The organism is Pectobacterium brasiliense (assembly GCF_016950255.1).
Classification (GTDB): Bacteria; Pseudomonadota; Gammaproteobacteria; order Enterobacterales; family Enterobacteriaceae; genus Pectobacterium; species Pectobacterium brasiliense.
In genome coordinates, this window is the sequence record NZ_JACGFN010000001.1 from 154060 (window position 1) to 168465 (window position 14406).

Annotated in this window: 13 protein-coding genes; 4 read left to right on the forward strand and 9 right to left on the reverse strand. The window is 52.4% G+C overall.

The window, feature by feature from the left end; genetic code table 11:
- The 7 genes from H4F65_RS00770 to yeiP all read right to left on the reverse strand — a co-directional run bounded on the left by H4F65_RS00770 (position 1) and on the right by yeiP (position 7709).
- On the reverse strand, positions 1-1026 hold the full coding sequence (locus H4F65_RS00770; protein ID WP_010277391.1) for an ABC transporter permease: 1026 nt from the start codon (positions 1024-1026) through the stop codon (positions 1-3).
- Complete coding sequence (locus H4F65_RS00775) at positions 1023-2120, reverse strand: microcin C ABC transporter permease YejB (protein WP_010277389.1); 1098 nt, start codon at positions 2118-2120, stop codon at positions 1023-1025. Before H4F65_RS00775 ends, H4F65_RS00770 begins: the two co-directional genes overlap by 4 nt.
- Before the next feature lie 9 nt (positions 2121-2129).
- Positions 2130-3938: an extracellular solute-binding protein gene (locus H4F65_RS00780; RefSeq protein WP_010277387.1), complete on the reverse strand. Its 1809-nt coding sequence runs from the start codon at positions 3936-3938 to the stop codon at positions 2130-2132.
- A 467-nt stretch (positions 3939-4405) separates the two neighbouring features.
- Complete coding sequence (gene mepS / locus H4F65_RS00785; protein ID WP_010277383.1) at positions 4406-4987, reverse strand: bifunctional murein DD-endopeptidase/murein LD-carboxypeptidase; 582 nt, start codon at positions 4985-4987, stop codon at positions 4406-4408.
- A 321-nt stretch (positions 4988-5308) separates the two neighbouring features.
- Positions 5309-6010, reverse strand: a complete 702-nt coding sequence (locus H4F65_RS00790; protein WP_010277381.1) for a phosphatase PAP2 family protein — start codon at positions 6008-6010, stop codon at positions 5309-5311.
- 38 nt (positions 6011-6048) lie between these two features.
- Complete coding sequence (locus H4F65_RS00795) at positions 6049-7050, reverse strand: CobW family GTP-binding protein (protein ID WP_010277379.1); 1002 nt, start codon at positions 7048-7050, stop codon at positions 6049-6051.
- An 86-nt stretch (positions 7051-7136) separates the two neighbouring features.
- On the reverse strand, positions 7137-7709 hold the full coding sequence (gene yeiP / locus H4F65_RS00800) for an elongation factor P-like protein YeiP (RefSeq protein WP_010277377.1): 573 nt from the start codon (positions 7707-7709) through the stop codon (positions 7137-7139).
- A gap of 161 nt (positions 7710-7870) precedes the next feature.
- Here yeiP and H4F65_RS00805 point away from each other — a divergent pair, with 161 nt between their 5' ends.
- Positions 7871-8125: a YkgJ family cysteine cluster protein gene (locus H4F65_RS00805; protein ID WP_010277375.1), complete on the forward strand. Its 255-nt coding sequence runs from the start codon at positions 7871-7873 to the stop codon at positions 8123-8125.
- Positions 8126-8135: 10 nt separating this feature from the next.
- On the opposite strand, the gene setB is transcribed toward H4F65_RS00805, so the two are convergent.
- On the reverse strand, positions 8136-9314 hold the full coding sequence (gene setB, locus H4F65_RS00810) for a sugar efflux transporter SetB (protein ID WP_039319710.1): 1179 nt from the start codon (positions 9312-9314) through the stop codon (positions 8136-8138).
- Positions 9315-9648: 334 nt separating this feature from the next.
- Here setB and fruB point away from each other — a divergent pair, with 334 nt between their 5' ends.
- Genes fruB through fruA form a run of 3 tightly spaced genes read left to right on the forward strand, consistent with a single transcriptional unit; the run spans position 9649 to position 13427 of the window.
- On the forward strand, positions 9649-10782 hold the full coding sequence (gene fruB / locus H4F65_RS00815; protein ID WP_010277371.1) for a fused PTS fructose transporter subunit IIA/HPr protein: 1134 nt from the start codon (positions 9649-9651) through the stop codon (positions 10780-10782).
- Positions 10779-11717, forward strand: coding sequence for a 1-phosphofructokinase (gene fruK / locus H4F65_RS00820; RefSeq protein ID WP_005967280.1), 939 nt, complete (start codon positions 10779-10781; stop codon positions 11715-11717). The genes fruB and fruK overlap by 4 nt, the downstream gene beginning before the upstream one ends.
- 18 nt (positions 11718-11735) lie before the next feature.
- Positions 11736-13427, forward strand: coding sequence for a PTS fructose transporter subunit IIBC (fruA, locus tag H4F65_RS00825; RefSeq protein WP_010277363.1), 1692 nt, complete (start codon positions 11736-11738; stop codon positions 13425-13427).
- Positions 13428-13535: 108 nt separating this feature from the next.
- Here fruA and nfo read toward each other — a convergent pair whose 3' ends face one another.
- Positions 13536-14381, reverse strand: a complete 846-nt coding sequence (nfo, locus tag H4F65_RS00830; protein ID WP_010277359.1) for a deoxyribonuclease IV — start codon at positions 14379-14381, stop codon at positions 13536-13538.
- Between the last annotated feature and the right edge of the window lie 25 nt (positions 14382-14406).

Consider the following 14406-nt stretch of genomic DNA (forward strand, 5'->3'; position numbering starts at 1 on the left):
TTAATGCGCCTTGCTGGGGTCAAAGGCGTCGCGCACCGCTTCGCCGATAAAAATGAGTAAGGAAAGCACGATGGAAAGTACCATAAACACGGTAATGCCCAGCCACGGTGCCTGAAGGTTATTTTTCCCTTCCAGCAATAAAGTGCCTAATGATGGCGAGCCCATCGGCAGACCAAAGCCGAGAAAATCCAGCGATGTCAGCGTGGTAATCGAGCCGCAAAGAATAAAGGGCAGGTAGGTCAGCGTAGCGACCATCGCGTTTGGCAGCATGCAGCGGAACATAATGGCGCGGTCACTGACCCCCATCGCCTGCGCGGCACGAATATAGTCAAAGTTGCGGGTACGCAGAAATTCCGCCCGCACCACGCCAACCAGACTCATCCAGCCGAAAAGGACGGTAATGCCTAATAGCCACCAGAAATCCGGCTGAATCACGCTGGACAGCAAGATAATCAGAAACAGCGTGGGCATGCCGGACCAGACTTCGATAAAGCGTTGCCCCCACAGATCGAGACGCCCACCGTAATAGCCTTGTGTCGCACCGACGGCGATACCAATCACGCTGGACAGGATCGTGAGCGCCAGACCGAACAGCAGTGAGATACGGAAGCCATACAGCACCTGCGCGACCACATCTTTCCCCTGGCTATCCGTGCCCAGCCAGTTCTGCCAATTTGGTGCAGAGGGGAAGGACGCTGTAGTGGCGTAGTTTATCGTGTCGTAACTGTAGTGAATCAGCGGCCAGATGGCCCAACCGTGGCTGTTGATACGTTCGGCGATATAAGGATCGCGGAAATCAGCGGTGGTATCCAACTGGCCGCCGAACGTCCTCTCGCTGTGGTCAATGAGTACCGGCGTATAGAGCTGGCCGTCATATTTCACCAACAGCGGTTTGTCGTTGGCGATCAATTCGGAAAACAGGCTGACAATAAACAGCACCATGAAAATCCACAGCGACCAGTAACCGCGACGATTACTTTTAAAGCGTGCCCAGCGCGCCTGATTAATCGGGCTTAAGCGGCTCATTGGCGTCCCTCAAAATCGATACGCGGATCCACCAGCGTATAGGTTATGTCACTGACGATATTCAGCAATAAGCCGATCAGCGTGAAGATATACAGCGTACCGAACATGACGGGGTAGTCACGTTGCAGCGTGGCGTCATAGCCCAGCAGGCCCAGTCCGTTGAGCGAGAACATCACCTCAATCAGTAGCGAACCGGTGAAAAACATACTGATAAACGTGGCGGGGAAGCCGGCAATCACCAGCAACATGGCATTACGGAATACGTGGCGGTAGAGAATGCTCTTTTCATCCAGCCCTTTAGCGCGCGCGGTAACAACGTACTGCTTACGAATCTCATCCATAAAGGAGTTCTTGGTGAGCATCGTTAGCGTAGCGAAACCGCCAATGACGGAAGCCAGAACCGGTAGGGCGATATGCCACAAGTAGTCGGTAATCTTGCTGTACCACGGCAGGGTATCAAAATTGCTGGAGACCAGCCCTCGAAGCGGGAACCAGTCCAGGTAACTGCCGCCCGCGAACAATACAATCAAAATGATCGCAAACAAAAACGCCGGAATGGCATAGCCGATAATGATTAACGTGCTACTCCAGGTATCGAACGGTGTGCCGTTCTTCACGGCTTTTTTGATGCCAAGAGGAATGGAAATTAGGTAGACGATCAGCGTACTCCACAGCCCCAGAGTAATCGAAACCGGCATGCTCTCCTTAATGAGTTGCATCACCGAAGAACCACGGAACAGGCTGTCGCCGAAGTCAAAGCGTACGTAATCCCACAGCAGTTTAAAATAACGTTCATGGATCGGCTTATCGAAGCCATAACGTTTGGTGATTTCTTCGATGACTTCCGGGTCGAGGCCACGTGAACCGCGATAAGCGTTCTCGATATTCGGTGCGCCGCTGGTGCCCGTGCGCGCCATGCCTGCATCCATTCCGCTATTGGCGGTATAACCGCTGCCGTGACCCATTTCGATTGCTGCGATAGCTTGATCGACTGGGCCGCCGGGAGCAATTTGTACAATGAAGAAATTAATCGTAATAATCGCCCATAAGGTTGGGATGATCAGCAGGAGGCGGCGTAACAGATATGTTCCCATTTCGATTCCTTAACGTCGCTCTGCCGGCAGCGTGGCTGCCTGTTGGGTATCGAACCACCAGCTATCGAAACCAAGCGAATAGGCTGGACGTTTAGCGGGCATGGCAAATTTGTTCCAATAGGCGAAACGGTCATGATTGGAATACCACATCGGAATCATAAACTGATTCCAGGTCAGCACCCTGTCGAGTGCGCGCCCGAGTGACTGTAGCGGCGCTTTTTGTCCTTGGTGCTTAACGATTTCCTCGATAAGCGAATCAATGGCGGGATCGCTGACGCCCGGTCTGTTATAGGTCGAGTCGATATACTGGGTACTCCAATAAATGGGTAAATCATCACTGGGGTAGAGAAATGCTCTGTAAACTGTGGCCGTCATATCGAAATCCCGTTTACGGATACGATTGTTGAACTGCGTACTGTCGATGTTACGTACGTTCATGGTGATGCCCAGTTTTTTCAGGCTCTGCTGAAAAGGCAGGACATATTGCGAGTTGCCGGCGCTTGGCAGCAATAGTTCAAACGTAAACGGCTGCCCGGTTTTGCGATTAACCAGCTTCTGATTTTTTAATTCCCAACCCGCGTCTTCCAGCAGTTTGAGGGCCTTAAGCCAGTTTTGTCGATCATACCCGCTGCCATCGGAAGAGGGCGGTTGGTAGCTGGGGCCAAAGACCTCGGTTGGTACTTTGTCCTTGAGCGGCGTGAGCCAGACCAATTCCTCTGCGTCAGGTTCACCTTTGGCGGCATACTCGGTGTTTTGGAAATAACTGTCAGTACGTTGATAAGCGTTGTAATACAGCGCCTTATTCATCCAGTTGAAGTCAAAGGCCAGTGCTAACGCCTGGCGTACACGACGATCCTGAAACAGCGGTCGTTGAATATTGAATGCCAGCCAGCGCGTATCCTGTGCGGATTGATTGACCTGATCCTGTTTGATGATATAGCCACGTGCAAAGTTGCCGCCTTGATATTGGGCTGCCCAGTTTTTTGGCGATCCTTCCTCGCGCAGGTCGAAAGCGCCAGCTTTAAAGGCTTCCAGTGCGACGCTGTCGTCCAGATAGTAGTCGTAGCGAATTTTATCGAAATTGTACTGGCCTTTATTGACCGGCAGATCGGCACCCCAGTAGTCTTTCACGCGAGAATAGGTGACATATTGTCCGGTACGATAGGCGGTGATGCGGTAAGGCCCACTGGCTGGGGGCGGATACGCTAACGGTTCATTGAATTTATGATTCTTCCAGAACTTCTCCGGCATTATTGGCAGCGTAAGCAAGCTGAACATGCGGTTTTTATCGGATACGGGAAAATCGAAACGCACAGTCAGCGGGGCAACGGCCTTGGCGGTGACATCTTTAAAATAGATGCGGAACTGCGGTACGCCCTGTGTCATAAACATATTGTAGGTGAACGCGACGTCAGCGGCGGTGATCGGTGAACCGTCATGAAAGCGGGCTTTGGGATTCATCTCGATTTCAATCCAGCGAAAATCCGCCGAATGGCGCGTCGTCAGGGCGACCAGCGGATAATAACTGCCGGACTCGTCATCAGACGTCGTGAAGAGCGAATCGTACAGGCGTTCGGTACGTGCCGCCGCTACGCCGCGTAGCGCATAACGATTGAAATTGTCAAAAGTACCCAGTGAGCTGAGGGTGATACTGCCGCCTTTCGGGGCATCTGGGTTAACGTAATCAAAATGGCTGAAGTTTTCGGCATATTTGGGCTCCCCCAAAAGTGCAAAACTGGTGCTGTTTTCAATCGTCTCGGCATGTGCCCCAAAATGGGCCGTGCAAAGCAATACGGCAGCGATAACGCGCTTTAACATCTGACGGTAATCTCCTGCGAGTGGACGTTATCTGGCTAGGCATCGTCTGATGCAGACATACCATACTGTTACGTCAACAATGCCGATTTCCTCGGCATAAAGTTCTTGAAATAATTAACATTCCCATCGGGAAGCTGCGTGTTTTCTTTTTATCATGAAATCAGGTGATAAACCTACCTTAATCACGGCCTGTTAATGTTTCAGGTTGTTGAACACGTCATATTTTGCGCAGTGTGCCGCAGAAGGGGAGGAACTCGGTGATATTCGGGGGAAAAGCAGGCATAAAAAAACGTAGGGAACGTTTTTCAACGTTGCGTAGCAACGGCCCGTAGGGTGATGGACAAGGATGTCCATCATAAAAAAACGCTGCTTATAGTGATAAGCAGCGTTGATGTCGTCTGGTTTCGTTGGCTAACAGCAAAGTTCTTTTACTAAAAAACAATATCACAGCAAGGGAGCGATATGGTTTAGCTGGTTTTTCCTTTGCTCAGGACACGGCGTCCTTCCTGATAACGCTTATTCCAGTAGTCTTCTGTCATTTTAGAAATAATGACACCACTGCTGGTTGACGCGTGGACGAACTGATCGTTGCCGAGATAAATGCCAACGTGGCGACCGGTCGAACCTGCACGGAACAGAACAAGATCGCCAACGCGCAGTTTACTACGCTGAATTTGCTGGCCCATCTCTTGCTGTTCATAGGTTGAACGCGGTAAATCCATACCAAACTGTTCGCGGAACGTGCGCTGAACGAAAGCTGAGCAGTCAATGCCACGGCGACTATCACCGCCTAAACGGTAACGAACACCTTTCCAACTGGCATATTGGTTAAGCAACTTAGACTTGATGTCCACGTTACGAACCAGTGCTTCAAATTCATCCTGAGAGGCTTGCAGTAAAAGACCATCTTTGTCATTAACTGCATGCATATCAGTTTGAGCTTTACTGTTGTATGCACTATTACTTCCACATGCGGAGAGCATCATTGCTACCGCAACGGCAGGCACTGCCCGCCAGATATATCTCAGAATCGGTTGAGACTTGACCATTATTGTTATGTTCCCTTGCTGTCCTTAACGATAAATATCGCTATGTAGTATCCCCATTTCAGTGGGGTATAAATGCCAAACGAAAACGAGACTCAGACTAAATCAGAGTTCCTTCTTAGCCAAACACTCATCGACGAAAGTGTGCCGGAATGCACATTATTTCTATTGTCGCCGGTAGTTCAGTATGCGCTAAAAAGCAAACCTGAACGAGACTACCGCAACAGCAGCAGGATTGCGAGAAGTTTTAACCATTTTATTTATAAGATTTAATGATGTGTTCAGCTAAAAAATGTCGATGTAAAAAATATGAAATCATAGGGATTATACTGTCGATTTTTTAGGCAATAGCCGATTTAACAGGGCAATAGCAGCATCGCTTGCTGGCGTTAATAACCACCAGCTTAGTCCGACCAGAACAACCGACAGAGAACCGACTGCAATATCGGTAAACCAATGTGCACCAATCATGATGCGAGGCAATGAGAAAATCACCATGATGGCCAGACCGATAGCGAAAGCGGTACGGGTAAAATAGCGCAGCATAAAAGCAGCAAAGATCATCAACATCATGCCGTGGTCGCCGGGGAAGCTGTCCGATGAAGCATCTTTGGTCGGAATACCGGTTAAGTCGGAAACGCGGTTGACGTCACTAAAATAGAGCGTTGGGCTGGCGTGTTGCACCGGTAATAAATGTCCTGCCTGGTTCAGCACGACGGCAGTTAACAGCATGATAAAACCGAGGATCAACAAACGGCGACGCTCTGTGGACGTCGCTTTTAGATAAAACGACAGATACAGCAATCCCATCGCAACGAGCGCACAGCCGTCAAAAGCGCGGTTATTGGTAATGGCAACCAGATGTAAAAACGTCGGGCTATCAACCAAGAGACGATTGAAATAGAAAAAGATATGGCTGTCGATCGTGAGCCAAAAACCATGATTTTCCGGTAGATACCAGGATAAAAACAGACCGATGCCCAACACATTGAGCACTAAAATAGAAGAAAAACGGGCAAATGACATAAGGCAAACTATCCAAGCAAAGACGAAAAAATTCCAGTTTAGTCTACGTTAGCTAAACGAGCCTTTAACAACGAGGCTTGTAACGTATTCCATTCTGCGGGTGTTTCATTAATGACTTCGATACGGCTATCAATCGGTGCCGCCGAGCGGGTTTCTATATGCAGATCGTGTCCCTGACGGTTCACGACGAGCGTCCCTTCCTTTATACGCATCACCCCTTTAACCCGACTCACGGGAGAAAGGCGGACCCAGTCCAGCAGGGCAGCGGTATCAAAAGCGGTTTCAGGTGCGAATATCCAGCCACAGGCGTGGTAGCCCTGTCCCTGATTGAGAGAGCGTCGCCAGGGTTGCCCACCCGGTAATTGCAGCGCGGCCAGGCCATTTTTTGGCTGATGCGCATGGTGATGTGCACCATCTGGAAGTTCGCGTATACGTTCTTGCGATGAAGGGGGACGCGGTTGGTCGAGCAACTGCCAGTCAACATTTCCCTGACTAGCCTCGATAATTTGTCGACCATCGCCGCTTGCCTGCTGCCACTGCTGCAAGGCCGCGAGATCGTCGGCGGTATAAGTATCACGCTTGTTAGCGATAATCATATCCGCGGCGGCAAGCTGATCGCGGAAGTTCTCATTTTCCGTGTAACGCGTTTCACTTAACTGGCGAGCATCCAGCAGACATAGCGTCGCCTGTAATGTCAGCCAGGGCTGATAGATATCACTTGTCAGCAAGGAGAGAATTTGTTTCGGGTGGCCGAGCCCCGTAGGTTCGATGAGCAGCCGATGGGGCTTCTTCTGTTGCAGCAGCATATTCAGGCCAACCTGCATCGGCAAGCCGTTTACGCAGCACATGCAGCCGCCGGGAATCTCTTTCAACACCGCACCGCTGTCCGCCAGTAGCGCACCGTCAATACCCACTTCGCCGAATTCATTGACCAGTACCGCCCAGACTTCGTCTTCAGGCTTTTGCGAAAGAAGATGACGAATCGTGGTGGTTTTTCCACTACCGAGAAACCCTGTGATCAAATTGACTTTCGTTAGCATGGCAGGCTCCTATGCGGGGAAGAGTTGACGTGTGCCGGATAGATCATCCGGCGACAAGTATTGTGCGGGAAGCACAAGGTAGAATGTTAGTCTGCGCGACCCATGTAGCGACGTTCTGGAATATGAATACGGATCTTTTCACCCGCGCTCAGATATTCTGGAACGGGGATAACCAGACCGGTGCTCATGGTCGCAGGTTTGTTGCGTGAACTGGCGGAGGCACCTTTAATGCCCGGTGCCGTCTCAACAATTTCCAGATCGACCGTTTGTGGCAGCTCCAGCGCGATGATTTGCCCGTCCCAGCTCAATACCTGAATCCCCGGCATACCGCCTTCAGGGATAAACAGCAGCTCTTCTTCTATTTGATCTTTTTTGAAGAGGTAAGGGGTGTAGTCCTCATCATCCATGAAGACGTACTCGTCGCCGTCAATATAGGAGAAAGTCACCGTGCGGCGCGTCAGCGTTATGGTATCGATAATGTCATCGCCTTTAAAACGCTCTTCCACTTTCAAACCCGTGCGGACATCAGAAAAACGCATTTTGTACAGCGTGCTGGCACCGCGGGCGCTGGGACTCTGGACGTCGATGTCCTTTACCAGCAATAACTTGTCGTTATAGTTAACGACCATTCCGCGTTTAATTTCGTTCGCTCTTGCCATAAAAATTACCTGCTATAAGGAGTGTGATTTTTGTGGCGACACGTTACTCGCGCCGAAGAGTTCAGGCAAGTATAAGATGAAAGGGCTGATATTGGTTTTTTACGACGGGACTGCTATCGTGGTGCTCTCTACTTCTTGTCAGCCCACCGGAGAGCTTGCTGATGGACTGTCGCCCCCATTGCGGTGCCTGTTGTACCGCACCATCGATTTCAACGCCGATGCCGGGTCTGCCGCATGGCAAGCCTGCAAACACACCCTGTATCCATCTCGATGAGGCGATGCGCTGCGGGCTGTTCCATTCTCCACTGCGGCCTGAGGTTTGCGCGGGGCTAAAGCCGCGCGCGGATATGTGTTTCAGCCATCGTGATGAGGCGATGATTTACCTGCTGAAACTGGAGGCCGACACCGCTCCTTAATGTGCAGCGATCAGGCGTCTTTGATGCGCCACATACAATAGATAGAGCCAGCGATCATCAGCAGCGCGAAGAAGAAGACGGCGTGATAGTTCCAGATTTCAGCAACAATCCCTGCCAGTGAACCAGAAATGATCCAGCCAACGCGCGTGGTATTGGTAAATAGCGTGGTTGCCGCTCCTGCCTGTCCGGGCATCAAGTCCTGAAAGTAAAGCATGCCGATCCCTGCCAGAATACCGATGAAAATAGCGTTCAATGCTTGTAACGCCAGCAGTGCTATTTCGCCATCAAGAACCAGCAAGCCGCCGAAGAACAGCAAACCGGAAGCAACCGCAAGCCGCATCAGGAAGCGTTTACCGAAGCGTTTGGCAACATAGCCAGCAATCAGCATCACCGGAATTTCCAGCCCGGCGGCAACGCCCATCATGATACCGGCCAGCTTTTCCGGCAGATGCAGCTCATGCACCAGATACAGCGGCATATTAATCAGGTAAATGCCGTTGCAGGTCCACATCAAGGTACAGGCTATGAATAGCAAGAGCGTGTCCCGGCGGTTGCGGCGCGGTGATTCCAGTGTGGAAGTGGTCTTTTCCACGGCTTTGGGCATGGAAGGCAGAAAGAGTTTGACCAGAATGCCGCACAAGATAAAGACGACCGCAGCGGTCAGGTACATCGTCGTGAAGCCGAATCCCAGTGCTAACGCAAAGGCGATAGGCGGGCCGACAACCCAGGCGAGAGAAATTTGTGCGCGGAGGATGGAGCTGAACATCGCCGCTTCACGCCCGGTTTTATCCGCATGCTCCCGCGCCAGCGCAAAAAGCTGTGGGTTCGCGGTCGAGCCAAAGCTGCTCAGCAACACGCCGATAAAGAGCAGAATAAAGTAGTTACGGTTCCATGCAAACAGCATGCAGGCGAGTGCGCCCAGTAAGCAGCAGACGAAGATCAGCGATTTGCGATCGCCCTGACGATCCGAGCGCGTGGCCAGCATTTGGCTGACGACAATCCCGATAACTGCGCTACCGGTATAAAACATCCCCACCAGGAAAGGACGAGCTTGTACTTCGCTGGAAAGAAAGAGGCTAAGCGTAGGAAGTTGCAGGGCACCGGCCGTTCCGGTCAGGAAGGCAATAACTAGAAATGCTGACGATGTCAGGTCGAGCGGACGTCGCGTTGTGTTTGCAGGAGTGAACATAAATTGATAGCGCTTGGAAAATAGGCAGAGGCTGTCGAGCGCGACATAGTACTCGGGTTTATAATGAAACAGAAATCTTGTTTCATTATTTTTCGTCAGCACAGCTTCAGCCATTGGGTGATTTTTGTTGGCGGGCTGCGCGTCATCCACGTTAAAATGTGCGTGATGTCAAAATTCTGTTACGTCAGCAGCGTAGAAAGCTTGCATAAATGGCGTAATAGAATGAGACTTTTGAAACGTTTCAGCGGAATTTTTTTTGAAACGCCCTAACAATCGACACATTTTTTTCTCATAAAAGCTGAAACGATTCAACTTTCAGCAAGAGAGGAGAGCCATGTTCCAGTTGTCACAGCAAGATATTCATTTGGGCGCAGCGGCCAGTAATAAGCAGGAAGCTATCCAGCTTGTTGCTTCAGCACTGACCGATGCCGGGTGCGTTAACGCAGGGTATGTCGACGGCATGCTACAGCGCGAACAGCAAACATCCACCTATTTGGGAAGCGGCATTGCTATCCCTCACGGCACCACCGATACCCGCGATCTGGTATTGAAGACCGGGGTTCAAGTATTTCAATTTCCTCAGGGTATTTCCTGGGGTGAAGATCAAACCGCCTACGTGGTATTGGGGATTGCAGCCCGTTCTGATGAACACCTTGCGTTGCTGCGTCAGCTGACCCACGTTCTGAGCGACGACCGCGTGGCGGCACGTTTGGCAAGCACAACGTCAGCAGAAGAACTGCGTAGCCTGCTGATGGGCGAGCAGCAACTGGCAGAGTTCCGCTTTGATACCTCGCTGATTGCGCTGGATGTGGCGACCGATAATCTATTGACGCTTCAGGCGCTGAACGCCGGTCGTCTTCAGCAGATCGGTGCAGCAGACGCCAGTTTCGTCAGCACCGCAGTCAGCAGCAAGCCTCTGAATCTGGGGCAAGGTGTGTGGTTCAGCGATAGCGCTGTCGGTAACCTCAGCAGCGCGGCTGCGGTGGCACGTCCGGCTACGCCTTTCAGCGTGGACGGCGAAAACGTGGCTTTACTGGTGACGGTAGCCGCGGCTGACGATCAGGCTTTTGCCCCGATCGATTATCTGAGCAACCTGCTGATTGCGCAAAAAGCGGAACGTCTGCTGACGGCTGACGCACCGACGCTGCTGGCACTCTTGACCAGCGACGTACCGGAAGAAAGCGAAGTGCTGACGGCAGAATTCACCATTCGCAACGAACACGGTTTGCATGCGCGTCCGGGAACGATGCTGGTGAACGTAATCAAGCAATTCAGCAGTGACATTACCGTCACCAATCTGGATGGCACAGGCAAACCGGCAAATGGCCGCAGCCTGATGAAGGTTGTCGCGCTGGGCGTGAAGAAAGGTCACAAACTGCGTTTCACCGCGAGCGGTAGTGATGCAGAACAAGCACTTGCCGCTATTGGCGACGCGATTACGTCTGGTTTGGGCGAGGGGGCAGCATGAGCAGGAGAGTAGCCACAATCACCCTGAATCCAGCTTATGACCTGGTTGGCTATTGCCCGGAAGTTGAGAAAGGCGAAGTCAATCTGGTTCAGACAGCAGGTCTGCACGCCGCAGGCAAAGGTATTAACGTTGCCAAGGTGCTGAAAGATCTCGGGATTGATGTCACGGTAGGTGGCTTTCTGGGTAAAGACAATCAGGATGGTTTTCAGCAATTGTTCAGCGAACTGGGCATTGCCAACCGTTTCCAGGTTGTGCCAGGACGTACGCGTATTAACGTCAAATTAACCGAAAAAGATGGCGACGTAACCGACTTCAACTTTTCCGGTTTTGAAGTGACCCAGCAGGACTGGCAGCGTTTCGTCAATGACTCGCTGAGCTGGCTGGGGCAGTTCGACATGGTCGCGGTGAGCGGCAGTCTGCCTGCTGGCGTCGATCCTGATGCCTTTACCGACTGGATGTCACGTCTGCGTACGCAGTGTCCTTGCATTATTTTCGACAGCAGCCGTGAAGCGCTGGTGGCGGGACTGAAAGCCTCTCCTTGGTTGGTGAAACCAAACCGCCGGGAGCTGGAGATATGGGCTGGGCGTAAATTACCTACGCTGGCTGATGTGGTGGATGCTGCCCACGCGCTGCGTGAGCAGGGTATCGCGCATGTTGTGATCTCACTGGGTGCGGAAGGCGCACTGTGGGTGAATGCATCGGGTGCATGGCTGGCAAAACCACCGGCTTGTGATGTGGTAAGTACGGTAGGTGCGGGCGACTCCATGGTTGGGGGGTTGATTTATGGCTTATTAATGCGTGAGTCCAGTGAGCACACTCTGCGTTTGGCTACGGCGGTTTCAGCGCTGGCTGTCAGCCAAAGCAATGTTGGTATTACCGATCGTCCTCAGTTGGCCGCAATGATGGCGCGTGTCGACCTCAAACCCTTTAACTGATACAGCAGGAGATAAACAATGAAAACGCTGCTGATTTTGGATAAATCACTGGGCCTGGCGAGAAGCCAACTGGTGAAGAACCTACTCGGCGCTGCCGCTGCGAAAGCAGGGGTGACGTTTACAGAACAGGTTAACGACGCTGAACTGGCGATCGTTCTGGGTGCATCCGCTGCGGCGGACAGCGCACTGAATGGCAAGCGAGTTTATGTCGGTGACATCGAACTGGCAGTTTCGCGGCCGGAAGCCTTTTTAGCGAAAGCGCAGGCTGAAGCCACGGTCTATCAGGCCGCAGCGTCAGCGCCTGTTCAGCAGCCCGCTGCTGCCAAGCGTATTGTGGCGATAACGGCGTGCCCGACGGGCGTCGCGCACACGTTTATGGCGGCAGAAGCGATTGAAAGCGAAGCGAAAAAACGCGGCTGGTGGGTCAAAGTGGAAACACGCGGCTCTGTTGGCGCGGGCAACGCGATTACTCCTGAAGAAGTTGAACAGGCCGATCTGGTGATCGTGGCTGCGGACATTGAAGTCGATCTGGCGAAATTCGCTGGTAAGAAGATGTATCGCACGTCGACCGGGCTGGCACTGAAGAAGACGGCGCAGGAGTTAGATAAAGCGCAGGCTGAAGCGAAAGTGTACCAGCCGTCCGGGCAGGCCAGCGCGGCAAGCGCGAGCGAGTCTGGTCAGAAGGGCGGAGCAGGCCCGTATCGTCACCTGTTGACCGGCGTGTCTTACATGCTGCCGATGGTTGTGGCAGGCGGTTTGTGTATCGCACTGTCGTTTGTCTTTGGTATTGAAGCCTTTAAACAGGAAGGTACGCTGGCAGCAGCGCTGATGAAGATCGGCGGCGGTTCTGCCTTTGCGCTGATGGTGCCAGTATTGGCGGGCTATATCGCGTTCTCCATTGCGGATCGTCCGGGCTTAACGCCAGGTCTGGTTGGCGGGATGTTGGCAGTGAGTACAGGAGCAGGCTTCCTCGGTGGGATCATTGCCGGTTTCTTGGCGGGTTATATTGCCAGAGCGATCAACAATAAACTGATTCTGCCGCAAAGTTTGACTGCGCTAAAACCGATCCTGATCATTCCGCTGTTCGCTACGTTGATCACCGGCCTTATCATGATTTACGTCGTTGGCACGCCAGTGGCGAAAATCCTGACTGGCCTGACCGGCTGGCTGCAATCCATGGGCACGGCGAATGCGGTGATTCTGGGCGCGATCCTGGGTGCGATGATGTGTACGGATATGGGGGGACCAGTTAACAAGGTCGCTTACGTCTTCGGTACTACCTTGCTCAGTAGCCAGATTTACGCGCCGATGGCCGCCGTCATGGCAGCCGGTATGGTGCCACCGTTGGCAATGGGTCTGGCAACCGTACTGGCAAGCAAAAAATTCAACCCGAGCGAGCGTGAAGGGGGCAAAGCGGCGTTTGTACTCGGCCTGTGCTTTATCTCCGAAGGGGCGATTCCTTACGCGGCGCGTGACCCGATGCGCGTTCTGCCTTGCTGCATCATCGGTGGAGCACTGACTGGTGCGCTTTCAATGGCGGTGGGCGCTAAGTTGATGGCACCACACGGCGGTCTGTTCGTGCTGTTGATTCCTGGCGCGATTACCCCGGTTATCGGCTACCTGTTAGCGATCATTGCGGGAACCGTCGTCGCTGGCGTGCTGTACGCACTGCTGAAACGCTCTGATGAACAGCTGGCGAAAGTTGCCTAAATTTGATCATCGTCGTGAATAAAAAGTAATGCCATAGCACAAGGATGTGGATGAGATAGCGCCAGTTGGTATTCGCCAACTGGCGCTTTTTTATGGGATAAAAACTAATTAGCGCTGTGCTTCAGACTTGAGCCAGGCGATTTCGTCGGCCCAGATATCGGGGTTGATCGTTTCCAGAATCATCGGAATGCCGTCAAAGCGGGCATCTTTCATGATATAGCTGAAAGCGGTTTTGCCGATATTGCCTTCTCCCAGACTATGGTGTCGGTCAACGCGGCTGGCGAACGTGCTTTTGGCATCATTCAAATGCATACCGCGCAGATAGTGAAATCCAACGATGCGATCGAATTCAGCGAAAGTGGCTTCACAATCGGCTTCTGTCCGCAGATCGTAGCCGCCAGCGAAGGCGTGACAGGTATCAATACAGACGCCGACGCGGCTTTTATCTTCTACGCCATCGATGATGGCCGCCAGATGCTCAAAGCGGAAACCCAAATTACTGCCTTGCCCGGCGGTGTTTTCAATCACCGCGGTGACGCCGTCCGTTTCCGCCAGCGCGATGTTGATGGACTCGGCGATACGTGCCAGACAGTCAGCTTCCTCGATCTGCTTTAGATGGCTGCCGGGATGAAAATTCAGGAGGCTTAGCCCAAGCTGTTGGCAACGGGACATTTCATCAATAAACGCGATGCGTGACTTCTCCAGCGCCTCGGCGTCCGGGTGACCCAGATTAATCAAATAGCTATCGTGGGGCAGAATCTGTGCTGACGTATACGCGTATTGCTCACAGGCGGCTTTAAAACGGTCGATGACCTCGGCGCTGAGCGGTGCAGCCTGCCATTGGCGCTGGTTCTTAGTAAATAATGCGAAAGCCGTCGCCTTTATCTCATGCGCGCGAATCACAGCCTGATCGACCCCGCCAGATGCGCTAACGTGCGCCCCGATGTATTTCATGTTGGTCTCCTTTGGTAACGGAGAC